18 protein-coding genes and 1 riboswitch are annotated in these 23,843 nt (G+C 73.5%); of the genes, 8 read left to right on the top strand and 10 right to left on the bottom strand.

The features are described 5' to 3' along the window. Nucleotides 1-171: 171 nt before the first annotated feature. Genes ACI79A_RS06565 through ACI79A_RS06540 form a run of 6 tightly spaced genes read right to left on the bottom strand, consistent with a single transcriptional unit; the run spans nt 172 to nt 6,248 of the window. A complete protein-coding gene (locus ACI79A_RS06565) occupies nt 172-1,122 on the bottom strand; it encodes an MBL fold metallo-hydrolase (protein WP_457081196.1) in 951 nt (316 codons plus the stop codon). Beyond that, nucleotides 1,119-2,060, bottom strand: coding sequence for a fumarylacetoacetate hydrolase family protein (locus tag ACI79A_RS06560; RefSeq protein ID WP_457081194.1), 942 nt, complete (start codon nt 2,058-2,060; stop codon nt 1,119-1,121). The genes ACI79A_RS06565 and ACI79A_RS06560 overlap by 4 nt, the downstream gene beginning before the upstream one ends. Next, complete coding sequence (locus ACI79A_RS06555) at nt 2,057-3,094, bottom strand: amidohydrolase family protein (protein WP_457081192.1); 1,038 nt, start codon at nt 3,092-3,094, stop codon at nt 2,057-2,059. Before ACI79A_RS06555 ends, ACI79A_RS06560 begins: the two co-directional genes overlap by 4 nt. A gap of 37 nt (nt 3,095-3,131) precedes the next feature. After that, nucleotides 3,132-4,271, bottom strand: a complete 1,140-nt coding sequence (locus ACI79A_RS06550) for an FAD-dependent monooxygenase (RefSeq protein WP_457081190.1) — start codon at nt 4,269-4,271, stop codon at nt 3,132-3,134. Nucleotides 4,272-4,287: 16 nt separating this feature from the next. After that, entirely contained in the window at nt 4,288-5,226 is a 939-nt protein-coding gene (locus ACI79A_RS06545; protein ID WP_457081188.1) for a VOC family protein, read from the bottom strand. Nucleotides 5,227-5,258: 32 nt separating this feature from the next. Beyond that, nucleotides 5,259-6,248, bottom strand: a complete 990-nt coding sequence (locus ACI79A_RS06540; RefSeq protein WP_457081186.1) for a fumarylacetoacetate hydrolase family protein — start codon at nt 6,246-6,248, stop codon at nt 5,259-5,261. 265 nt (nt 6,249-6,513) lie between these two features. On the opposite strand from ACI79A_RS06540, the gene ACI79A_RS06535 reads away from it, so the two are divergent. Both ACI79A_RS06535 and ACI79A_RS06530 read left to right on the top strand, forming a co-directional pair. Further along, a complete protein-coding gene (locus tag ACI79A_RS06535) occupies nt 6,514-7,434 on the top strand; it encodes a LysR family transcriptional regulator (protein WP_457081184.1) in 921 nt (306 codons plus the stop codon). 543 nt (nt 7,435-7,977) lie between these two features. After that, nucleotides 7,978-9,417: a sodium/glutamate symporter gene (locus tag ACI79A_RS06530; RefSeq protein WP_457081182.1), complete on the top strand. Its 1,440-nt coding sequence runs from the start codon at nt 7,978-7,980 to the stop codon at nt 9,415-9,417. A 215-nt stretch (nt 9,418-9,632) separates the two neighbouring features. Here ACI79A_RS06530 and ACI79A_RS06525 read toward each other — a convergent pair whose 3' ends face one another. Beyond that, nucleotides 9,633-10,247 (bottom strand): hypothetical protein, encoded by a 615-nt coding sequence (locus ACI79A_RS06525; RefSeq protein ID WP_457081180.1) that lies wholly within the window; start codon nt 10,245-10,247, stop codon nt 9,633-9,635. A 377-nt stretch (nt 10,248-10,624) separates the two neighbouring features. Here ACI79A_RS06525 and ACI79A_RS06520 point away from each other — a divergent pair, with 377 nt between their 5' ends. The 4 genes from ACI79A_RS06520 (at nt 10,625) to ACI79A_RS06505 (ending at nt 16,760) form a co-directional block, all read left to right on the top strand. Further along, the gene (locus ACI79A_RS06520; RefSeq protein WP_457081178.1) at nt 10,625-10,927 is read left to right on the top strand and encodes a GNAT family N-acetyltransferase; all 303 of its coding nucleotides are present in this window, start codon (nt 10,625-10,627) and stop codon (nt 10,925-10,927) included. 270 nt (nt 10,928-11,197) lie between these two features. Beyond that, nucleotides 11,198-12,481 (top strand): ATP-grasp domain-containing protein, encoded by a 1,284-nt coding sequence (locus tag ACI79A_RS06515; protein ID WP_457081176.1) that lies wholly within the window; start codon nt 11,198-11,200, stop codon nt 12,479-12,481. Then, nucleotides 12,474-14,513, top strand: a complete 2,040-nt coding sequence (locus ACI79A_RS06510; RefSeq protein WP_457081174.1) for a CocE/NonD family hydrolase — start codon at nt 12,474-12,476, stop codon at nt 14,511-14,513. Before ACI79A_RS06515 ends, ACI79A_RS06510 begins: the two co-directional genes overlap by 8 nt. A gap of 948 nt (nt 14,514-15,461) precedes the next feature. Continuing rightward, on the top strand, nt 15,462-16,760 hold the full coding sequence (locus ACI79A_RS06505; RefSeq protein ID WP_457081172.1) for an MFS transporter: 1,299 nt from the start codon (nt 15,462-15,464) through the stop codon (nt 16,758-16,760). Nucleotides 16,761-16,793: 33 nt separating this feature from the next. Here ACI79A_RS06505 and ACI79A_RS06500 read toward each other — a convergent pair whose 3' ends face one another. Next, nucleotides 16,794-17,168 carry an ester cyclase gene (locus ACI79A_RS06500; RefSeq protein ID WP_457081170.1) on the bottom strand — a complete coding sequence of 125 codons (375 nt, stop codon included), beginning with the start codon at nt 17,166-17,168 and terminating at the stop codon, nt 16,794-16,796. A 733-nt stretch (nt 17,169-17,901) separates the two neighbouring features. Then, a riboswitch (cyclic di-AMP (ydaO/yuaA leader) is annotated at nt 17,902-17,998 on the top strand. Between the two features lie 82 nt (nt 17,999-18,080). Here ACI79A_RS06500 and ACI79A_RS06495 point away from each other — a divergent pair. After that, a complete protein-coding gene (locus ACI79A_RS06495; protein ID WP_457081166.1) occupies nt 18,081-18,926 on the top strand; it encodes a LysM peptidoglycan-binding domain-containing protein in 846 nt (281 codons plus the stop codon). Between the two features lie 330 nt (nt 18,927-19,256). Here the strand turns inward: ACI79A_RS06495 and ACI79A_RS06490 are convergent, their stop codons facing one another. Beyond that, entirely contained in the window at nt 19,257-21,824 is a 2,568-nt protein-coding gene (locus ACI79A_RS06490) for an ATP-binding protein (protein ID WP_457081164.1), read from the bottom strand. A gap of 101 nt (nt 21,825-21,925) precedes the next feature. Continuing rightward, a complete protein-coding gene (locus ACI79A_RS06485) occupies nt 21,926-22,723 on the bottom strand; it encodes a MerR family transcriptional regulator (protein WP_457081162.1) in 798 nt (265 codons plus the stop codon). A gap of 78 nt (nt 22,724-22,801) precedes the next feature. On the opposite strand from ACI79A_RS06485, the gene ACI79A_RS06480 reads away from it, so the two are divergent. Next, on the top strand, nt 22,802-23,155 hold the full coding sequence (locus tag ACI79A_RS06480) for a nuclear transport factor 2 family protein (protein ID WP_457081160.1): 354 nt from the start codon (nt 22,802-22,804) through the stop codon (nt 23,153-23,155). Nucleotides 23,156-23,843 lie beyond the last annotated feature (688 nt).

Below are 23,843 nucleotides of genomic sequence, written 5' to 3'. Positions count from 1 at the left end.
GGCGTCCGGAAACGCCGTTCGGATATGGCCCGCCATCAGCGCGGCGGATGACCGGCCGGGCCGCGGGCAGCCCGCAGGGAGCCGGCAGCCGCCCGGGAAGGGCCGCTGCCGGCTCGCACGGCGCGGCCGGGCCGCGCCGGGTCGGCGCGGCCCGGGGGCAGCCGGGTCGGCTCAGGCGAGGCAGGTGAGCGGCCGGCCGCCGTTGAAGGCGACCATGTCCTGCAGCGCGGCCATCACGTCCAACGGCCGGCCCCGTTCCCCGGGAGCGCCGGCGAGGTCGGCGTAGGCGCGGTGCAGGTTGCCCACGATGCGCTCGGGGTCGCCGAGCTCGGCGAAACGTCCCAGGTCGGTGGCCCGGGCCAGCTCCAGCGGGGTGACGCCGGCGGCCAGCCCTTCCCGGGCCAGGGTCTCCACGAAGCGCAGGTAGGCCAGCACGTCGTCGATGACCTCCGGCCCGATGACCGCGCCGTGGCCGGGCACGATCGTGCGCGCCCCCAGCGGCCGGACGAAGCGCTCCAGGACGTCGATGGCGCCCAGGACCGACCCGGAGAGCAGGAACGGCGTGCCCCCGTTGAACAGCAGGTCGCCGGCGAAGAGCACCGAGCGGTCCGGGATCCAGACCACGACGTCGTTGGTGGTGTGCGCCGGCCCGCCGCAGTGCACGACCTGGCACTCCAGGTCGTCCGACCACAGCGTGACCCGGTCGCGGAAGGTCAGGAACGGCGGCGCCAGCGACAGGTCGCCGTAGTCGACGGGCGACCAGATCGGCCCGTTGCCGACCTGCCCGAGCGCCAGCACCTCCCGGCGGGCGTCCTCGTGGGCGACGATCGTGGCCCCGGTGAACAGCGAGTTGCCCGCGGTGTGGTCGGGATGGCTGTGGGTGTTGACCAGCGTCCGCACCGGCGCGGGGCTGTGCTGCGCGACCGCCCCCAGCAGGTCGCGGGTGCGCCGCTCGGTGGAGGCGGCGTCGATCACGCTCACCCTGTCGCGGCCGACGATGAAGCCGGCGTTGTTGATCATCCAGCTGCCGTCCGGCTGGACGAAGGCGAAGACGCCGTCGGCGACCTCCTCGGCGCGGCCGGGCCCGACGGCCAGCCGGTCGATCGCGTGGTGGGCGCTCATGCCGTCCGCCAGGGGGTGATCGGGTGACGGGCGGCCCCGGCCACGACGCGGTTGCGGGTGCCGCCCAGGCCCTCGACCGATGTCGTGACGACGTCGCCGGGGCGCAGCGGTGGCAGGTGGTCGCGGCCGTGCCGCCCCCACAGCTCGGCGAGGCAGCCGTTCTGGCAGGTGCCCGAGCCCAGTAGGTCGCCCGGCCGGACGTCGGCGCCGCGCGAGGCGTAGGCGACCAGGGCCTCGAAGGTCCACGCCATGTTGGCCAGGGTGTCCCCGCCGATGAGCTCGTCGTTGACCCGGACCTCCATCCGCAGGTCGTAGGAGGGCCCCGACCGGTGCGGCGCCAGCTCGTCCGGGGTGAGGAAGAACTGCCCGAGGGTCGTGCTGCCGTCCTTGCCCTTGGCCGGGCCCAGCCGCATGCGCATCTCGTGGAACTGCACGTCGCGGGCGGAGAAGTCGTTGACGACGACGAACCCGGCGATGTGCTCGGCCGCGTCCTCGACCGCGATGTCCCGGCCGGCCGCGCCGATCACCGCGCCCACCTCGAGCTCGAAGTCGAACAGCTCGCAGCCCGGCGGCACCGGCACGTCGGCGTACGGGCCGTCGATCGCGTAGGGGTTGGAGAAGTAGAAGGTGGGGATCTCGAAGAACTCCGGGGCCACGCCGCCCGCGGGGTCGCCGTTGCGGGAGATGCCGTTGGCGTGCTCGTAGAAGGTGGAGAAGTCGCGGAAGGTCGGCGGCGCGAGCGGCGCGAGCAGCTCGGCCCCCGCCAGCCCGACGACGTCCGCCCGGGACCGCAGGGCGGCGTCGGCCGCCTCGGCCAGGCGGCCCGCGGTGCCGATCAACGCCGGCAGCTCCACCCCCGGGGTGAGGCCGACCAGCTCCTCGCCGTCGACGACGGCCAGCCGTGGCTGCCCGCCCGTTGCGTGCCGCGCGATCCTCATCGGGTTGCCTCCTCGGGCTGCCGCACGTCGAGACCCAGCAGCCGGGCGGCGTTGCCGCCGCTCACGGCCTGGGTGGTGGCGGCGTCGAACCCGGCCGCCTCGAGCCGGTCGACGGGGTTCTCGACCCCCATGTCGAAGGGGAAGTCGCTGCCCAGGGTCACCTGGGTCGGGCCCATCACCGCGACCAGGTGCCGCAGCTGCTCGGCGTCGTAGACCAGGGAGTCGACCCAGGTGCGGCGCAGCAGCTCGCTCGGCGGCAGCGAGGTGGTCCGGGCGTCGCCGCGGGCCCGCCAGGCGTGGTCGGCCCGGACGGCGTAGCTGCCCAGGTACCCGCCGCCGTGCGCGGACCAGATTCGCAGCTGCGGGTGGCGCTCCAGGAGCCCGGAGAAGACGATCCGGGACAGCGCGAGCGCGGTCTCCGTGGGGTTGCCCACGGTGTTGAACAGGTAGTAGGCGTCCAGCCGCTCACCGAGCGTGCAGCCCCAGGGGTGGATGAGCACCGCCGTGCCCAGCTCCTCGGCGGCGGCCCAGAACTCCGCCAGCGAGGGGTGGTCCAACTCGCGGCCGGGGCCGGCGGAGGTGGAGATCTGCACCCCGCGCAGCCCCAGGTCCTGGACACCGGTGCGCAGCTGCTCGACTGCCAGGTCGGGCTCGTGCAGCGAGGCCGTGCCGATCGGCAGCAGGCGGTCGGGGGCCTGGTCGCAGTACGCCCGGACCCCCTCGTTCGTCGTCGTGACGAACCGGTCGGCCAGTTCGCGGTCGGCCCAGTGCGCCGGTGCCGGCATGGGGCTGACGACCTGCAGGTCGACCCGGGCGGCGTCCATCGCGGCCAGCCGCAGGTCCAGGCCGGTCAGCCGGGGCATCAGCTGGGCGAGCTGGCCGATGTTGTACTGCAGGGACGCCGGTCCCAGCGTCGCGGCGTCGGCGCGCCGCTGGTCGGCCAGGCCGGGCCGGCCGTCGAGCAGGGCGTCGACCTGGGGGAGGGCGACGTGCGCGTGCACGTCGATGGTGGGTGGGGGTGGGGATGTCGGCACTGACTCTCCTCGGGTGTGGTGGGTGCTGCGGGGCGGGTCAGGCGGGCTGCGCGATCACGCCCTGGACCCGTCCCATCAGCCCCGGCAGGTCGCCCTGCACGTGCTCGTGCTGCCAGCGGGCCAGGGTCACCGAGCCTTCGACCACCGTCTGGACCCGCGCGAGCCGGCGCTCGTGGAACCGGTCCCACAGGTCGGCGTCGACCGCCGGCGCGGCCAGCAGCAGCTCGCTGAGCACCATCGCGTCCTCCAGCGCCAGCGCCGCGCCCTGGGCGAACGTCGGCGGGCAGACGTGCGTGGCGTCCCCGATGAACACCACCCGGCCGCGGTTCCACGGCGCGGGCAGCAGGTGCTCCTCGAAGAGCGTGTAGTGGATGGCGTCGGGGTCCTTGACCGACTCGCGGATCTCCTGCCAGGGACCGCCGTAGTGCGCGGCGAGATCGCGGACGATGGCGACCTTCTCCTCCGGGGTGACCGTGGAGCGGTCCTGGGCGTCCTCGACCAGGAACGCGTAGAGCATGTCCGCCGACGTGGGCGTGTACCCGGCGATGTAGCAGCGGCCGCCGTAGTACAGCTCGCCGGTCGGGACGTCGGCCGGCCGCGGCGCGAACACCCGCCAGATGCCCATGCCCAGCGGGCGGGTCTCGAGCTCGACGCCGAGCAGCGCCCGGGTGGGGGAGCGCACGCCGTCCGCGGCAACCACCAGGTCGTACCGGTGCGCGCTGCCGTCGCTGAGGATGACGTCCACGCCGTGCTCGTCCTGCACCAGCTCCGCCACCGTGGTGGCGAAGCGGAAGGTGACGCCCGCGTCGGTCGCGCGGTCGGCGAGCAGCGCCGCCAGCGTCGGCCGGTACATGCCGATGGCGTTCGGCAGGTGGTCAGCGTCCGCGCTCTGCGGGGCCTCCCCGCCCATCGTCGCCAGCACGGTCGCCGCGGGGTCGGGTGCCCGCAGCCGCAGCTGCGTCGAGTCGGCGCCCTCGACGAGGCACTGGTCGAGGATGCCGACCTCGCGCAGCACCCGCAGGGCGTTGGACTGCAGGGTGATGCCCGATCCCAGCGCGGAGACCTCCGGCTTCACCTCGACCAGCTCGACCGTGACGCCGGCGTCGGCCAGCAGGGTGGCTGCGGCCAGGCCGGCCGCGCCGCCGCCGATGACCAGGACCTTCTGCACTGCACTCATCTCCGTCGCCCCCCGCTCAGACCGGGGGCGCGACGAAGACGCCGCGGTCGGGGTCGTTGAAGCTCTCCTTGCCGACCAGCTCGTCGAACGGGTTGGCGGTGCCCCACTGGTCCTGCACCTCGAGGTCGGTGACGTCGTAGAGGCTGGGGTGCCAGCTGTCCTCGTCGAGCTGCTCGAGCTCGGTCGTGTACTCCATCGTGTTGCCGTGCGGGTCGATGAAGTAGCTGAACGTGTTGTCGCCGGCCAGGTGCCGTCCGGGGCCCCAGATCATCCGGGTGCCGGCGCGCAGCAGCCGGCCGGTGCCGCGCATGTACTCGTCGATGCCGCGCATCTCGAAGGAGATGTGGTGCAGCGACGCGTGCGGGGCCTTGGCCACGGCGAAGCTGTGGTGTTGCGGGTTGCACCGCATGAAGGTCATCAGGTCGCCGACGAAGGGGTGGGTGAGCTTGTCCGACGTCGCGAAGCCCAGGTGCTGGGCGTAGAAGGCCTCGGTGCGCGCGGTGTCGGGGGAGTTGACGACGACGTGCGAGAGGCGGACCGGGATGGCCTCGCGCTCCTCGATCCGGCGGTGCCGGCGGTCCGCCACCTCGGTGGAGATCTCGACCGTGCGGCCGTCGCAGTCGAAGAACCGGAAGCCGTAGCCACCGCCCAGGGTCTGCAGGGCGTCGGGCTCGCTGACCAGCTGCACGCCGGCCGATCCCAGCCGCGCGGCCATCGCGTCGACGTCCTCCCGGGAGCCCGCGCCGTAGGCGATGAGGTCCAGCCGCTTGTCGGCGTCCTTGCGCAGCCGGACGACGTACTGCTCGGGAGAGCCTTCGGCGGCCAGGTACACCAGGCCGCCGTCCTCGGCGACCGGGGTGAGGCCCCACAGCTCGGTGTAGAACTGCCGCTGCTTCGCGTAGTCGGGCACGGCGATGTCGACGTGCCGCAGGTGGGTGATGAGCCGGTCGGACATGGCTGCCCTCTCTCGGTGCGGTCGTTGGGTGGTCAGGCCTCGTCGACGCAGCGGTTGGACTGCGCGCCGAGGCCGGTGATGGTGGAGTCCATGACGTCGCCGGCCCGCAGCAGCCGGCCGTGGGCCAGGCCGTTGCCGGCGGGGCTGCCGGTGAGGACGAGGTCGCCCGGCTGGAGCGTGGCGACCTGCGAGCACCAGGACACGATCCGGGCGACGTCGTGGACCATGTCCTTCGTCGACTCGTCCTGCATGACGTCGCCGTTCAGGCGCAGGGTGATGCGCAGGTCGCCGGGGTCGGGCAGCGCCTCGCGCGGCACCAACACCGGCCCGGTCGGTGAGAACGTCGGGGCGTTCTTGGCGGCCAGCCAGTCGGCGCCGAGGGCCGCCGAGTCCTTCCGGAACAGCTTGTCCCGCAGGGTCACGTCGTTGACGATCGTCCAGCCCGCGACGACGTCCAGCGCGTCCTCGACGGGCACCCGGCGGGCCCGCCGGCCGATGACGGCGGCCAGCTCCAGCTCCCAGTCCGGCTGCTCGCCGTCCCGCGGGAGCACGACGTCGTCGTGGGCGCCGCAGATCGCGCTGGGCAGCCCCTGGAAGACGAACGGCGGCAGCGCCAGGCGCTCGTCCATGTGGGCGGCGGCGTCTGCGCGCACCCGCTCGGGGGATCGGCCGTCCGCGCCGTCGTGGTGGGCGACGACCAGGTCCAGGACGTGGGTGCGGTAGTTGGCCCCGGCCTGGAACACCTGGCGGGGCTCGACCGGGCTCAGCACCGTGAACCCGCTCAGCGGTGCCCAGCCCTCGGTGGTCAGCGCCAGTTCGCGCAGCAGCGGCAGCACGTCGTCCCAGCGGTCGAGCAGTGGTCCGGTGCCGGTGGGGTGGCCGAGCTCCGCGCGGTCGGACAGGTCCAGGACGCGGTCCCGGCTGACCAGCGCGGGGAACTCCCGGCCGGCTCCGTTCCGCAGCCGGGCCACCGCCCAGGGTCCCGCGTGGTCGATCTCCGGGACGCCGGCTCCGCTGTGCATCTGACTGGGCCCCTCACGTGTGTCCGACGGTGGACGCCCGGCCGGACGAGCACGTCCAGTGGGCGGGCCCAGCATCTGCGACGGGGGTCACACAGCGGAAACGCCGCTTGGATATGGCCGGTCATCCGCGCCGCGGATGACGCAGGTCACCCCGGCGCGCCGTCCCGCCCGGACGGGGGGCACCGCGGGCCGGCCGGCGACCGACGGCCGCCGGTCCCTCTACGCTCCCGCGACACCGGTCACCGACGATCGGAGAGGAGAGCGCATGGAGCTGCCCAGCCTGGACGTGAACCTGGTGATCGTCCTGCACGCGCTGCTGGAGGAGCGGAACGTGACCCGGGCCGGTGAGCGGGTGGGCCTGAGCCAGCCGGGGACCAGCGCGGCCCTGGCCCGGCTCCGCCGGCACTTCGACGACACGCTGCTGGAGCGGACCGGGTCGACCTACGAGCTGACCCCGCTCGCGCACGCCCTGCGAAGCCAGGTCAGCGACACCATCCAGCGACTGGAGCTGCTGCTCAACGCCCGGCCCGACTTCGACCCGGCGACCTCGGAGCGGCAGTGGGTGGTCCAGTGCTCCGACTCGGTGCAGACGCTGCTGGGTCCGGGCATCGTCCGGGAGGTCATGTCCGAGGCGCCGCACGTGAACCTGGACTTCCAGCCGCTCGACCCCCGGTTCGCCGTCGATCCGCTCACGTCGGCGCGCGACATCGACGTGATGATCGCGCCCCGGGGCCTGTTCACCGCGCCGACGCTGAGCTCGGTCGAGCTGTACCGGGACCACTGGATCTGCGTCACCTCGGCCGGCAACACGTCGGTGGGGGACAGCCTCACCCCGGAGCAGGTCGGCGGCGCCCGGTGGGTCGTGTCCTTCCGCGACCCGCCGATGAACTCCCCGGTGGACGCCGCCCTGGCCGCGCTGGGCATCGACCGGCGGAGCGCGGTGAAGGTGCAGAACCTGACGTTGCTGCACCGGCTGGTGGCCGGTACCGACCTGCTGGTCCTGGCCCACGAGCTGGTCGCCGGAGACCTGGCGGCACAGGGCCTGCGGTGGGTCGAGCTCCCCGTCGCGCTGCCCCCGGTGATCGAGACCGCGTGGTCGCACCCCAGCCGGCAGCTGGACCCCGGCCACCACTGGCTGCTGGGCGTGCTGCAGCGGGTGGCGGCCGGCATCACGCCGCCCGGCTGACCCCGGGGCAGCCCTTCTCCGCTACGGCTGGCGGGCGGGGCGGTCGGTGGTGCGCCCGTGCCGGGCGGCGACGTCGGTAATGTCCTGCGGGAAGCGACCCACGAGCGCCGGGCACCGTCCCGAGGACGGTGCGCTCACCGAACGGCGCACGGCAGCTGGGGGAGCCCCGCGTCTGCCGTGCCAGGACCCGCGGAGCTCGCGCGTGAACGGGGCCCGGGTCAGCGACCGGGTGCCGGCGGAGGAGTGCCGCACGTACGGCTCGTCGATCACCGTCAGGCGCGCCGGTTCCACCGCCGTCCCAGTAGCGCTGGACGATCCAGGTCAGTGCCTCCTGGACCACGAGGCGGATCCCCGGGTCCGCGCTGGGGACAGGGTCGGTCCGGTCCGCGGACGCATGCCCGAGGGAGAGCGGGCGCGCCGCCGTTCCCGGTGGTGGCGGACGTCCAGGTTGTCGCGGGGTCTCCGACCCGCCAAGGTGGTCGCACCCGTCAGAGCCGTTCCGCGCGAACGGCCCTCGAAACGGACCCACCGGACGGAGGCCGCGTGTCCCCCGACGTCATCGGACTCAGCCTGCTGGTGCTGGGCGTCCTGCTCCTGGTCGCCAAGCTCATCCGGATCCGCTCACGGATCGCGCAGAAGCTGTTCCTGCCCAGCTCCATCATCGGCGGCTTCCTGGCCCTGCTCATCGGCCCCGAGGTGATCGGCTCGGTGGCCGAGGCGATCGGTGGGGAGGACGCACCGCTGACCGGGGGTCTGTGGCCCGCCGAGTTCCTCGACGTCTGGGCGTCGCTCCCCGGCCTGCTCATCTCGGTGGTGTTCGCGACGCTCTTCCTCGGCGAGCGGATCCCCAGGGTCAAGGAGGCCGCCGAGCTGGCCGGCCCCCAGCTGGCCCTGGGCGTGACCATGGCGTCGGGCCAGTACGTGATCGGGCTGCTGCTCGCCGTGCTGCTGCTCGTGCCCTTCCTCGGCCAGGACCCGATGGTCGGCGCGCTGATCGAGGTGGGGTTCGAGGGCGGTCACGGCACGGCCGCGGGGCTGGGCAGCACCTTCGCCGACCTGGGCTTCCCGGAGGGTCAGGACCTGGCGCTGGGCCTGGCCACGGTGGGCGTCGTCTCCGGCGTCGTCGTCGGCATCGCCCTGATCAACTGGGGGGTGCGCACGGGCCGCGCCCAGGTGCTCGAGGACGACGCGAAGACGTCGCTGGCCGAGCAGCGCGGGCTCTACGAGCGGGAGGAGCAGAAGCCGGCCGCGATGCTGACGGTGCGCACCGCCTCGGTGGAGCCGCTGGCCATCCACTTCGCGATCGTCGCCGTGGCGATCCTGGTCGGGCTCGCGCTGCTGGAAGGGCTGCAGGCGCTGGAGGCCGCGCTCTGGGCCGACACCGTCGAGCTCTTCGAGTTCGTGCCGCTGTTCCCGCTGGCGATGATCGGCGGGGTCGCGGTGCAGAAGGTGGTCGACCGCTTCGACCGCACCGGCATCGTCGACCGGCAGATGATGCTGCGCATCCAGGGGATCGCGCTCGACCTGCTGATCATCAGCGCCCTGGCCACGCTGTCCATCCAGGCGATCGCGGACAACTGGGTGACGTTCCTGGTCCTGGCGGTCGCCGGCCTGTCCTGGAACGTGTCCGTGTTCGTGTTCCTGGCGCGGCGGATGATCCCGCGGTTCTGGTTCGAGCGGGGGATCGGCGACCTGGGGCAGTCCCTGGGCGTCACGGCCACCGGGCTGATCCTGATCCGGGTCGCCGACCCCAACGCGGCCACGCCGGCCATGGAGGCCTTCGGGTACAAGCAGCTGGCCTTCGAACCCTTCTTCGGCGGCGGGCTGGTCACCGCGGCGTCGCTGCCGCTGATCGCCCAGTTCGGGGCGGTGCCGCTGCTGGTCGTCATGGCCGTGCTGCTGGTGGTGTCGCTGGGGGTCGGCATCCTCTGGTTCGGGCGGCGGACGCCGGCCGAGGAGGAGGCCCGGGCCCCGGACGGCTGATCCGGCGATTGCCTGCCCGCCCGGCCGTCTCCAGCGTGGTCGCTCCAGCCCGAGGGCACGAGGGCACGAGGGCGCTGTGCGTGCTGCGGAGCTGCAGCCGGAGTGCCTCGGATCCTCGTGGCGAGCCGGTCCGGGGCCTGAACGCGACAACGCCCCACGGCCTGACCCGGAAGGACGTCGAGGCGCTCGGGGTCCGGTGTCCGAGTCGCACTCGATCAGGCGCGGCCGAGGACCCAGAAGTTCTCGCCGCGCTGGGCCTCGAGCTCGCTCAGCAGCTCGCGGTGGATCTCACGAACCCGGGCCGGGGTGATCGCCTCCGCCGGGTCCACCTCCTCGATCTGCAGGCTCGTCTTGTCCTCGTAGAGGTGCTCGCCGGCCAGGCGGGCCTGCTCGTCGTAGGGCCACAGGAAGACCTGCCGGCTGGAGACGTGGTACAGCCCGTCATCGCTGGGGACGTCGTAGCCGACCGCCCGCAGCTCGGCCCCCTTGGCCAGCTGGTGGAAGGTGAGCTCGTCCGCCACCCCCCAGTCGGCGACGGCCACCAGGTCGTCGGAGTTCCACAACACCGACTCCCCGACGCTGCGGTAGAAGCCCAGGACGCCGTCCTTGCCCTCGATCACCGCCGGGGTGTCGCCCCAGGTGACCCGGTAGACGGGGTGGTCAGTCATCATGTCCGCCGCCACGATGCGCTCGAAGTCGCCAGCACCTTCCAGGTGCACGTGGCGCCAGTAGTTCAGCAGGATCGCCCGGTGCCGCGGATCGGTCGTCCGCTCCAGCAGCTGCGCCGTCGGGTTCATGCACTCGTACACGGCCTTCTCGAACCGGTTCATGTTCTGAGCGTTCCTCACCATTTTCGGCGGGGCAACCACAGGCCGGGCTGCATCGGTGCCGCAGCCAGGCCGCGTCATCGGAGGGGGCGGGGCCGGTCCGGCCGCTCGGTGACCTGGACCCGACTCGGCCGACAAGGCGCAGGGGCCGGCCACGGCCTCGCCGACGGGCACCTCGAACCCGCGGCCTGACCAGGTCCTGCGTCCGGGCCGCCGGCCGATCGGGGACCCGGACGTCCGGTCGCTCGTCGCGGACGCCGTGGCCCGGGGGCTGGTCAGCGCTCCGGCCGCTGGGGTGTACTCCCCGGGCGAGCCGGGCTCGCCGCACGGCCGCCGACGCGGCCGGCGTTCAGCAGAGGGGGGCACACGTGCAGGTGACCATGACGGATGCCGCCGAGCAGCACCGGTACGAGGGACGTGTCGACGGCGAGCTGGCGGCGATCGCGGAGTACATCCGGACCCCGGACCTGGTCGTCTTCACCCACACGGAGGTCCTCCCCGGGTACGAGGGCCGCGGCATCGCGTCATCGCTCGTGCAGCAGGCGCTGGACGACGTGCGACGGCAGGAGCTGAAGGTGCTGCCGTTGTGCCCCTTCGTCGCCGGCTGGATGCAGCGGCACAGCGACGGCTACGGCGACCTGGAGTACCGCTCCCGGACGACCATCACCGCCGCTACCGCCTAGCCCATCGCCGGTGAGCCACCGGGCGCTCCCTCGCCCGGCCGGGCAGCGAGGGCCGGTGGGGCTCCTGCGTCAACGCGGCCGCCGCAGGGCACCGTGCGGCTGTTCGACCCGTCGCGCCGACGTCCCTGGCGGCGGGCTCCCGCTCCGGGTATCCGATGGTGCGCGCCCCCGCCAGTGGCTGCTGGCGCCAGCCCCCGGCGCCCCGCGGCCACCGCGCCTCGATCGCAGCTGTGTCGTGTGATCGTCGAGGTGGCGGGTAGCGGCGCTGTGATGGCTGCCAACGTCTTCGTACTCGGAATGGACGACCTCAACGCGGAGATCCTCGATGACCTGCCCGGGGACCGCTATCGGTTCCACGGGCTGCTGCCCAAGGACGAGTTGATCGGGGTCGAGGACATCGACCTGCCGGCGCTGCTCGACCGGGCCCAGACGCACCTCGAGGCCTTCGACGGACCCATCGACGCGATCATCGGCTACTGGGACTTCCCGGTCAGCTCCATGGTGCCGATCCTGTGCCGCCGGTTCCACGTGCCGGGCCCGTCGCTCGAGGCGGTGACGAAGTGCGAGCACAAGTACTGGAGCCGGCTCGAGCAGCGGAAGGCGATCGAGGAGGTGCCCGAGTTCGCCCTCGTCGACGTCGACGAGCCGGCCCGGCTGCCGGCTGACCTGCGCTACCCCGTGTGGCTCAAGCCGGTGAAGTCGGTGTCCTCGGAGATGGCCTTCCGGGTGGTCGACGACGACCAGCTCTCGGCCGCGCTGGCGGAGATCCGGGAGGGCATCGGGAAGTACGCCGAACCCTTCGAGTTCGTGATGGACCAGCTCGACCAGCTCCCGCCCGACATCGCCGAGGTCGGCGCCCGGGTGTGCCTGGCCGAGGAGGCTGCGGTGGGCCGGCAGGTGACCGTGGAGGGCTACCGGGCGGCGGGCCGCTCGCACGTCTACGGCATCGTCGACTCACTGCACTACCCCGGTACGTCCAGCTTCCGGCGCTACCAGTACCCCTCTCAGCTGCCCGACGAGGTGCAGCGCCGGATGGCGACGCTGTCGGAGCGGGTCATCGACCAGATCGGCCTGGAACAGATGACGTTCAACATCGAGTACTTCTGGGACCCGGAGACCGATCGGATCCAGCTACTGGAGGTCAATCCTCGGCACTCGCAGTCCCACGCGCTGCTCTTCGAGCGCGTCGACGGCGTCTCCAACCACGAGCTGCTGGTCGAGCTCGCCCTGGGGCGGCAGCCGACCGAGCCACGCGGCGACGGCAGCTACGGGATCGCGGGGAAGTGCTTCCTGCGGGCCTTCGACGACGGCCTGGTGACGCGGACGCCGTCCCCGGAGGACGTCGCGCGCGTCGAGCGGGAGGTGGACGGCGTCACCGTCGAGGTGGTCGCGGAGCAAGGGCACCGGTTGTCGGAGCTCTCGCAGCAGGACAGCTACAGCTACGAGCTGGCGCTGCTGTTCATCGGTGCGCAGGACGAGGCGGAGCTCGACGCCAAGTACGACCAGTGCGTGCGGATGCTGCCCTTCGAGTTCGAGGAGGCCGCCCGTGGCTGACGCCGAGCTGCGACTCCTGCGGGAGCTCCCCGGCGAGGTCGTCGAGGACGAGCACGTCTGGATCCCGATGTCGGACGGGACGCGGTTGGCCGCACGGATCTGGCGGCCGGCGGACTCCGCGGACCAGCCGGTGCCGGCGGTCCTGGAGCTGATCCCGTACCGCAAGCGCGACCTCACCGCCTACCGCGACTCCATCCACCACCCCTACATGGCCGGCCACGGCTACGCGTGCGTGCGGGTGGACCTGCGGGGGAGCGGCGACTCCGAGGGGGTGCTGACCGACGAGTACCTCGAGCAGGAGCTCACCGACGCCGAGGAGATCCTCGCCTGGCTGACCGAGCAGCCCTGGTGCAACGGGTCGACCGGCATGATGGGCATCTCCTGGGGTGGTTTCAACGCCCTGCAGGTCGCGGCTCGCCGGCCACCGGGACTGGATGCGATCGTGACGGTCTGCTCGACCGACGACCGGTACGCCGACGACGTCCACTACATGGGCGGGTGCCTGCTCAGTGACAACCTCTCCTGGGCCTCGACGATGTTCGCCTACAACTCGACCCCGCCGGACCCGGCCCTGGTGGGGGACCGGTGGCGGGAGATGTGGCTGGACCGCCTGCACGGCAGCGGCCTGTGGCTGGAGGAGTGGTTGCGCCACCAGACCCGGGACGAGTACTGGCGGCACGGCTCCATCGGCGAGGACCCCTCGGACGTCCAGTGCGCCGTCCTGGCGGTCAGCGGATGGGCCGACGGGTACTCCAACGCCGTCTTCCGGATGATCGAGAGCCTCGAGGGGCCGCGCCAGGGGCTGATCGGTCCCTGGTCGCACAAGTACCCGCACCTGGGCCAGCCCGGCCCGGCCATCGGCTTCCTGCAGGAGGTCGTCCGGTGGTGGGACCGCTGGCTGAAGGGCATCGACAACGGCGTCACCGAGAACCCGGCGCTGCGGGTGTGGATGCAGGACAGCGTGCCGCCGCTGACGGCCTACGAGGAGCGCCCCGGCAGGTGGGTGGGGGAACCGAGCTGGCCCTCGCCGCACATCCGCCAGGTCGCCTACCCGCTGGCCCGCAACCGGATCGTCACCGGCGGGGAGGCACCGCCGGAGGAGTCGTTGGGCATCGAGTCGCCGCTGTCGGTGGGGCACTTCGCCGGCAAGTGGTGCTCCTACAACGCGCCCCCGGACCTGCCCTACGACCAGCGCGAGGAGGACGGCGGCTCGCTGGTGTTCGACAGCGACGTCCTGGAGCAGCAGTACGAGATCCTCGGGGCTCCGGCGGTGGAGCTGGAGCTGACCAGCAACCGACCGAACGCGATGGTGGCGGTCCGGCTCTCCGACGTGGCGCCGGACGGGCGGGCCACCCGGGTCACCTACGGACTGCTCAACCTCACCCACCGGGACGGGCACGCCGACCCGCAGCCGTTGGTCCCCGGGGAGCGCTACCGCGTCCAGGTCCAGATGAACGGTGTCGCCCACGCCTTCGCGGCCGGCCACCGCATCCGCCTGTCGCTGTCGACCTCGTACTGGCCGCTGGCCTGGCCCTCACCGGAGTCACCACGTCTCGAGGTGACGACCGGGTCGAGCCGGCTGCTCCTCCCCAACCGGCCCCTCGCGGAGTCCGACGAGGTCACGCTCCAGCCCTTCGAGGAGCCCGAAGGGGCCGAGCCGATCACGGTCACCAACGTGCAGCCCGGCGAGCACCGCTGGCAGGTCACGCGGGACCTGATCGGCTACGAGTCCGCGCTGGAGGTCGTCAACGACCTGGGGACCGTGCGCTTCGACGACATCGATCTGGAGGTGACCCGGCGGGCCGAGGAGCGCTACAGCTCCGTGGGGGACGACGTGGGGTCCGTCGGCGGGGAGACGACGTGGCGGTTGGCGTTCCGGCGGGGTGACTGGCTCGTCCGGACGGTGACCCGCACCGTGCTGACCTCCACCGCGACGGACTTCTGCCTGCACGCGGAGCTGGATGCCTACGAAAACGACCGGCGCATCGTGTCGCTGAACTGGGACCGGACGGTGCCACGGCATCTCGTGTAGGTCGATCCCCGCCACGCGCTCGGCGCCGTCCCCCGACGACGCAGTCGCCGCTGACCGGCCGGGTCAGCGGCGACTGCGCGGGCGCACGGCCCGGGGGAACAGGGCGGTGGCGGCAGGCATCCACCCGACGCGGCCGAGGCGGCGCGAGCAGAAGCCCGCGGACCTCGAGCAGGCGGGCCCCGTCTCACGTACTCCGCAAGCGGATGCGCGCCTGGGAGATCAGTCCTCCGGGGCGGGCGCCAGGGTCTTGGTGAAGAAGACGCGGCGGTGGCGTGGGTCAGTTGGGTGCATCCCGGTCACCCGCAAGCCTCACCCGGAGGCGCGCACCCCCCAGCCGCCGACACCTCGCCCTCCACGGGGCCAGCCTTCCAGTTGGGCCTGTCGCAGCGTGGTGTTCGGGTCGTCGGCTTCCGCGGGAGGTCTGATCACGAGCCCGTCCCCGCACCTCGCGACCACGATGGGCCGGCCGCGACCACGGGACGAAGACGGCGGGTGAGCGCACTGGTGCGCGGCGCGCGGGTCGGCGATCGTGGGGGCTGGTGGTGTCGCTGGGGGTCGGCATCCTCTGGTTCGGGCGGCGGGCGCCGGCCGGGGAGGGGGCGCGCAGCCCGGACGGCTGACCGCGCACGTACGCCTTCCCCTGCAGCATCCGAGGGTGCCGCGGAGACCGCGGGTATCGGTCGCGGTACCGGCGCGGCGGCCTTCCGTCCCGGTCCGACCACCGTGGCGTCCTGCTCCCGGTGTGGCAGGGTCGGGTGTGCCCCCGTCCGTGCGGGAGGTGGTGCTGGACGGTCGGGTACCCCGTGCGGGCGCCGGGCGAGGGGAGCCATGAGCGGGGAAGCCATCCGGGACGTCGACGCAGAGCAGGACGGGCCGGCCTCGTCGCCCCCCGCCTCGTCGCCACCCACCTCGTCGCCACCGGCGTCCGGCCCGGCTCAGGGAGCCGAGGTGCCGGTACCGGCGGTCCCGGTCCCCGGCGGGACCGTCCCCCCGGAGGCGCCGGAACCCCCGTCGGTGCTCGGCGCGATGGCGATCCTGCGGATCGGCGGCTTCCTCGTCCTCTACCTCAACGCCGCGGCGGTCTTCCTGGGCGTCATGGCGCAGGCGATCGCCCGCAGCTGGCTGGCCTTCGAGCTGACCGGGTCGAACGCCGCCCTGGGCGGGGTCCTGCTGGCCTTCGGCGTGGCGCTGCTGGTGGCCACGCCGTGGGGTGGCGTGGCCGCCGACCGGCTGCCCAAGCGGCTGGTGCTGCAGATCTCGGTGCTCCTGCTGGCGGTGTCGAGCGCCTGGATCGGGCTGGCCGTCGTCTTCGATGTCATCGCCTACTGGATGCTGCTCGGCGCGGGCGTGCTGCAGGCCGTGGGCTTCGCGTTGTTCAACCCGGCCCGGATGGCGTTCCTGACCGAGCTGGTGCCCCGCGGGTCGGTGCCGCAGGCGGTCTCGCTGCTCCTGGTCAACGCCGAGGTGAACCGGGTGGTCGGCCCGGCGCTGGCCGGCGTGGTCATCGGTGCGTTCACCTGGGGCGTCGAGGCGATCTTCCTGTTCAGCGCGGCGCTTGCGGCCGTCGGGGTGCTGCTCACCGCCGCCCTGCCCGCCGGGCGGCGGCGGGGGGAGGCCTCCGGCCGGTCCCCGCTCGGGGAGCTCGCCGACGGGGTGCGCTACGTCCGGCGGCACCCCGAGCTGAGCGCCCTGGTGTGGTGCGGCATCGGCGTCGCCATGATGGGGCTGCCGTACCTGGCGTTCATGCCGACCATCTCCAGCGACCTGTTCGGCCTCGGCTCGGTCGGCTACGGCGTGCTGGCGGCGACGTCCGCGGTCGGCGGGGTCGCGGCGGGCCTGCTGCTGGGCCGGCGCACCTCGTGGGTGCGGCAGACCCGGGTCCTGGTGGGCTCCGGCGCCGTCTTCGGGCTCGCCATCTGCGCGCTGGCGATCGCGCCCAACGCCTACGTCGCAGTGGTCGTGCTCCTCGCCGTCGGCGCGTCGATGCTCGCCTTCCAGACCACCAACCAGTCGCAGCTCATCGCCCTGTCGGACATGGAGTACCACGGGCGGGTGCAGGGGCTGATCATGCTCAGCTTCAGCGCGTTCGGTATCGCCGCGCTCCCGCTGGGCCTGCTCGCCGACCTCATCGGGCTGCGGTGGACGCTCAGCGGGATGGGCGCCGGCGTGCTCGCCTTCGTGGCCCTGTACGCCGTCCTCAGCCGGCGGAGGATGGCGACCGCGAGCCGGCTGCGCGACCTGGGCTGAGCCACCGGCCGCAGCGGTCCGGGCGGGGCGGGGTCAGCGCCAGTCGACGCCGGGCAGGGTGGCGCTCCAGGACTCGGCGATCTGCCCGTCGGCGACCCGGTGGACCACCAGCCAGGTGACCACCGAGGTCTGCCCGGTCTCGAGGTTCAGGCCGGTCGTGGTAGCCCGCGTCCAGATCCGGTCCTCGGCGGTCACCTGGTCGTCGACGGTCGTGGCCGGGTCGTGCAGCAGCTGCCAGGACTCGCGGACCTCCCGCTTGAACTGCGCCCGGGTCAGCGACCGGGTACCGGCCGAGGAGTGCCGCACGTAGGGCTCGGCGATGAGCTCGTCGATCACCGTCAGGTCGCGCCGGTTCCACAGCCCGTCCCAGTAGCGCTGGACGATCGAAGTCAGTGCCTGCTGGTCCACGGGGCGATGCTAGGGCCGCCGCGCGGCGGAAGGGCGCAGTCGCTCCCGCGGAGGCTCCCGCTCACCCCGCCCGGAAGTGATGTCTGCGGCGCCAGAGGGTAGTGCCCTGAGAACGGCGACCTACTGGAGGGAACGACATGGGCCTCATCTCTGGACTCATCAAGGCCAACCTGCTCAAGCGACTGCTGAGCCGGTTCACCGGAGGCCGGCGCGCCTGATCGCCGGTCCGGCGACAGCGCCCCGCCGCAAAGCGGCCCGGACGGCCCCGGTTGACCTCCTTTCCGAGGAGGGCGGCCGGGGCCCTTTTCCGTCTCCCGGCCGGTGGCGGGGTACCTGGACCGGCCGCCGCCGACGCCCGCTGAAGCCGCGGTGGCACGCGCGCCGAGTGACTGCGGTGGGTCACGACATACCGACGCAAAGTAGGTTGAGTCTGCAACCGAACTCGTGAGCGGACGGCGGTGCGGCCGGTGCCCACGGCTGGCGTGCGGGCAGGTCACGAACGGTGGAAAGGGCAGGCCAGGCGCGTCCGGCCGGCCGTCCGGCGGCGGCCGAGGAGGTGCGTCGGCACCCCGGAATCAGCCCCTCCGGAAGCCCGGCGGAGGGGATCGGGGGGATTGCCGTGGCCGATCGCCGTCTGCCTACCGTGCGCTCGTCCACCGACTGCGGAGGACCCCGGATGGCGGCCCGCCGAACCTGCCCACCGCCACGGGACCAGACGACACGACGGGCAGGCGCGGGGGACCCACGCGCAGGACCGGGCCCTCGGGCCCTGGGGTGAAGCCGCATCCGCGGCCGGGCAGCTCTCGCCCGAACCCGACAGCTAACTCCGCAGGCGGTGAGAGGCGCACATCCATGGCACAGCGACACCCGGGACGGCACCTCCGTCCCACCCGGCGCCCGAGCATGGCGTCCGTGACCCGGCCCGCTCTGACGATCGCGGCAGCAGTGGCCGTTCCCCTCGCGGTGGCCGCCCCGGCGCATGCCGCGGAGCACACGGTCGCTCCCGGCGACACCCTCAGCACCCTCGCCGCGGCTCACGGCACCACCTGGCAGACCATCTACGCGGAGAACGCCGGCACCGTCGGCGCCGACCCGAACCGCCTGCGCGTCGGTCAGGTGCTCACCATCGGCGGTACCGGTGCGGCACCGGCGGCTCCGGCGATGGCCTCGCAGAGCGCGTCGGGGGAGTACGTCGTCCGGGCGGGCGACACCCTCGGCAGGATCGCGGCCGCCCACGGCACCACCTGGCAGGAGGTGCACGCGCTCAACCGGGAGGTCATCGGCGGGAACCCGAACACCCTGCGCGTGGGTCAGCGGCTCGCGATCGGCGGCACGGTGGCTGCTGCCGCGACTCGGGTCGCCGAGCGGCCAGCCAGCCGGAGCGCGGACCGTGCGGCTCCGGCGGCTCCGGCGGCTCCGGCGGCGAGCGCGGGGGCCTACGACGTGTGGGCTCCGCACGTCCGCCCCGCGGTCCAGGAAGTCGCCGAGCGGTTCGGCGTCGGGACGGTCGTGACCCGGCCCGGCCACAGCCCGACGCAGGACCTCGCGGCCGACTTCATGGTCCACACCGACCGGGCCAAGGGTGACGCCGTCACCCAGTACGTCATCGACAACGCGTCCCGGTTCCGGGTCGAGTACGTGATCTGGCAGCAGCGGATCTACCAGGTCCGCACGGGCACGTGGCAGGGCATGGCGGACCGGGGGTCGCCCACCGCCAACCACATGGACCACCCGCACGTGTCGTTCCTGCCCGGCTGACGCCCACCGTGGTGGGCCGCTGAGGCCGGACCGTCGGACGAGCGCCCCTGCCCGGCTGTGACCGGGCAGGGGCGCTCGTCCGATCCGGCGCCCGGCTGCCGGTCCGCGCGGTGCGCCCGACAGCGCGGGTGATGTGATGACCCGGCCGGCGCTCTCCCGGACTCGTCACCCGGTTGCGGCCGGCACCGCAGTGGCCACCGCTAGACGAGAGCGTGCGCTCCGCGACTCGCGGGCGCCCTGTGCATTCGGCCCTGGCGTGAGCCAGGCATCTCGTGTCGGAGAGGCGACGCGATACTCCCGCACACGGTTCCAACCCGTTGGCTCAGGTCGTCACTCGCCCGGAACCAGGCTGCCCCGGGCGAGGTCGAGGACCTCCGCCAGGGCCAGTCGGCTGCCCGAGGCGAACAGCTCGTCGAACCGCGCAGATCCGGCCGCCGCGCGCACTGCGTCCACCAGGTCGCCGTCCCCGCGCATCGACGCGTACACCCGGAGCCCTGCGCGACGACGCAGGCCCTCGGTCGCCCCGGCGAGCAGTCCGGCCCGCTCGTCGTCCCCCTCGGCGAGGGACATCGCGGAAACACCCGCAAGTGCCAGGCAGAGGCAGTGCGTGCTGTGCCCGGACTCGCTGAGGTCGAGCGCCTCGCCGAGGAGAGCGCGGGCCTCGTCGAGATCGCCTCGGCCCACTGCGAGCCCGGCCAGGACCACCCGCGACACGGCAGCCAGCCAGGGGGTGTCGAAGCGATCCGCCAGGTGGTGCGCCTCGGTGGCGTGGCGCAGGGCGTCGGCGGGATCGCCGAGGGCGGCCTCCACGGATCCGGCGGTCACCAGCGCGAACCCCGTCCACATCGGCTCGTCCAGACCGCGCAGCCGGTCGAGGGCGGTGCGCAAGCCCCGCCGGGCGCCGCCCAGGTCGCGGACGAGCGCCGCGGCCCAGGCGAGGAGCAGGCGCGACACGGCGTCCAGGTACGGGTCCTCGACCTCGCCGATCAGCGCGGTCAGCCGCTCGCTGGTCGCCCGGACGGCCGTCGCGTCGCCGACCTCCAGGGCGGAGACCAGGGCCGTGCTCAGCAGTTCCGCGCGCGAGGCTGCCGGCAGGCCGTCCTCGGTCGGCAGCAGCTCGGCCACCCAGGAGCGGGCCTCGCCGATGATCACGTCCCCGAGGCCCAGGAACGGCCAGAGGACCCGGAACGGCGACAGCACCCGGAACAGGTGGGGGAGCGGCGCCCGGTCGTGGGCGAGGTGCCAGCGCACCGCGGTCACGACGTTGTCGCTCTCCCGGACGAGGATCTCGGCGCACGCCCGCTGGCGGAAGCCGCGCAGTGGCCGATCGGCGCTCTCGGCCAGCGCCCGGTAGTGCTCGGCGTGGCGGCGACGCACCTCGTCGACGTCGGGACGCGCCGCCAGCCGTTCGGCGACGAAGGCGCGCACCGGGTGCAGCATCCGGGGTCGCGGCCCCGTGGGCCGCACCGCGACGTGGATGAGGCTGTGGCGAGCCAGGCTCTCGGTCAGGTCCAGCACCCGGTCCTCGTCGAGGCCGGCGACGTGGGCGGCGGCCGCGAGGCTCCAGCCGTCGGCGAACACCGCCAGCACCTCGAGCAGCGACCGCTCCGCGTCGTCGAGCATGCCGATGCTCCAGTCCACCGTCGCGCGGAGGGTGCGCTGCCGTTCCGGGAGATCGGCCGCGCCCGTACCGAGCGTGTCGAGGGAACGGGAGAGCCGGCTCAGCACCGTGCCCGGGTCGAGCAGCTGCACGCGGGCGGCGGCCAGCTCGATGGCCAGCGGCAGGCCCTCCAGGCGGCGGCAGATCTCCACGACGGCCTGGGCGCCGTCCGCGGTCAGCGCGAAGCCCGGGCGCACCGCCCGGGCGCGCTCCAGGAACAGCCGCACCGCCGGGTTCTCCGCGACGTCCGGCAGGTCCGACGTCTCCGGGACCGGCAGCGGGGGAACGGGGTACGCCTGCTCGGCCTGCACTCCCATGACGGTCCGGCTGGTCGCGAGCACCGCCAGTCCGGGGCACCGGGTCAGCAGCTCGGCCAGCTCGGGGCCGGCCGCGACCAGGTGCTCGAGGTTGTCGAGGACGAGCAGCCACCGGTCGCGCCCGAGGAGGTCAGCGAGGGCGGGCACCGGCGTGGTCGCGCCGGCGAGGTCGGCCCCCAGGGCCCAGCCGATGCGTGGCACGACGGCGGCTGGGTCGGTCAGCTCGGCGAGCGGGACGAAGACGGTGCCCGCGTCGAACCGTTCGCGCAGCTGCTCGGCGGCGGCCAGCGCCAGGCGGGTCTTGCCGATCCCGCCCGGTCCGGTGAGGGTGACCCACCGCCGGCCGGAGCGCGAGAGCAGGTCCGCCACATCGGCGACCGCCTGCTGCCGACCGACGAGCGACGTCGTGCTCACCGGGAGCGGCGCGAGCGTGAGGACGGACCGGGCGACCGGACGCGCCGCCGTCGCACCCGCGACCGCCGGAGCCGCCGGCGCGGTGGGTGCGGCGGTGAACCGCTCGCTCAACAGCTGGGCGAGATCGTCGCGGACCAGCCGGCCCAGCTCGGCGGGGGTCCGGAACGGGCGGTAGGCCGCCTCCCGCCCGATCCGGCGGATCAGCTGCGTCAGGCGCGGGTCCCGGTCGGGAGCGGGTGTCTTCAGGTACAGCAGTCGCGGCATCCCCTGCGACAGCTCGAACTCCTCCTCCAGGCCGGAGACGTCCAGGCCGGGGACGAGCTCGCCGTACCGCTGCCAGTACACGCCGACGAAGACGTCGCTCTGCGCGAGGTAGGCCCGGTACAGCTCGCCGGGGAGATGCGGGCGCGCTCCCGCCTCGAACATGACGGCGGTGAGCCGCAGCGCCGAGACGGCGCGCGCGACGGCGCGCCGCTCGGCCGCCAGCTCGTGCAGGGTCGAGCTCACGAAGACGCGGAGCCGCTGGTCTGGTGTTCGGATGCCCGGCATGGGGCAGGCCTCTCGTGGGGCGTGGAGCGTGGAGCGGGGTCAGGGGCGGGCAGCGACCATCAGCGCGGCGCCACGCGGAAGACCGGCCAGCCGATCTCCGTCCGCCACGCGGAGGGGTCGGCCGTGTCGTGCGGGCCGACCAGGTAGATCTCCCGCACCGGCCCGGCCACCGCCAGGGCGTTGGCCACCACCCAGGTGCCCAGTTCGCCGTAGGTGACGTCGATGTCGTCGTGCTCCCCGGCGTGGGTGGTGACGGCCAGCTCGGCGGCCGGCAGGGTCACCGGGTGCACCCGGCCGCTGCGCGGAGGATCGGACGTCGGCCGGTACACGAGCACGTGACCGTGGCCCTCCTCGAACAGCGCGTTGTCGTAGAGGCCCCCCGGGACGCCGGTCGGCTCCTGGACCACCGCGTCCAGCTCGGCCATGGCGCCGGCGTACCAGGCGAGCACCTCGTCGTGCGCCACGTCGTCCTCGACCGCGGCGACCGTCGTCGCCGGCGCCGCGCGCAGTTCGACGTCCAGCGGTGGTGGCTCGGGGCGCAGCAGCCGGCGCAGCGACGCGACCGCGCCGCGGGTGCGTTCCAGCTCGTCCTCGAGCCGCTGCAGGTGGTCGGCGACCAGGCCGGCGCGGGTGCGCGGATCGGGGGAGCGCAGGATGCGCTGCACGTCGCCCAGCGGGACGTCGAGTTCGCGGAGCCGGTGGATGACCTGCGCGGTCGGGATCTGGTCCGCGGTGTAGTACCGGTAGCCGGTCGCGTCGTCCACCGTCGCCGGCTCCAGCAGGCCCGCGTCGTGGTAGCGGCGCAGCGTGCGCACGCTCAGGTGGGTCAGCCGGGAGAACTCACCGATCGCCAGCACGCGTGCACTGTGCACCCTCTCCCAGGGGGAGAGTCCAGCGCTTGACCCTCCCGGTCCGGGAGGTCGCACGGTCGGGCCATGAGCACACCGACCAGCATCCAGCCCGACCAGCTCCCGGCTCCGATCCGCGGCTACCTCGCCGCGCACGACGCCCGCGACGCGGATGCCGCGCTGCGCGCCTTCACGCCCACCGCCGTGGTGGTCGACGAGGGCATCACCTACCGCGGGACCGAGGAGATCCGCGGCTTCCTGACCAAGGCCGGAGCCGAGTTCACGTACACCAGCACCCTCGTCGCCGCGGAGCGCACCGACGACGCGCACTGGGTCGCCACCAAGCACCTGGAGGGCGACTTCCCCGGTGGCGTCGTCGACCTCCGCTACCGCTTCGCGGTGGACGGCGACGCCATCGCGGAGCTCGTCATCGCGCCGTGACGACCGGCTTCCAGCAGTCATCCCTCGAGCCGACAGCCGTGGGCCAGGTGCGACACCGTCCGCACGCCCCCGTGATCGGTGGACCACCGCCGGCCGTGACTGGAGACGATCCGCTGGCGGGTGCACCAGGCCTCGTGGCAGTGCTCGATGCCCTCGGGGGGTGGTGGTAGTGCGCATCGCGGGGCCTCTTCGTCTCCGTCGGGGTCCGCGGACGGGCTCGCTCCGTCGGACGGGGTGAGGGGGACGACTCTCGACGAGGTCGGACCGGCTCCGCATCCGTCATGTGACCGGGCTCGGTGCTGTTCCCGGTCGGCCGGTGCGGCCAGCTGCGTCGTGCCCTCGTCGAGGTCCCGACGTCGGCTCTCGGCGCAGCCGTCGGTGACCAGCGTGCGGCTGGACGAGCCACGGCGAAGGCGAGTGCTGGGACGGCCTTCGCCCGGGCGCGTTCGGCATGACCGACGACGCCGCACCGGGCTGCTGATCGCCTCGTCGCAGGGAGCCCAGGAGTCCTCCGGCCCCCGCACCGGCGGGTCAGGAGCGGATGAACTCCAGCAGGTCGGCGTTGATCGTCTCGGCCTGGGTGGTCGGCATGCCGTGCGGGAAGCCGGCGTAGGTCTTCAGCGTGCCGTTGGGCAGCAGCTCGGCCGAGAGCGGACCGGAGTCCGCGTACGGGACGACCTGGTCGTCG

This window comes from Modestobacter sp. SYSU DS0657 (assembly GCF_054050925.1).
The sequence above is the reverse complement of the archived record's forward strand: the minus strand, read 5'-3'. Positions and strand labels throughout refer to the sequence as shown.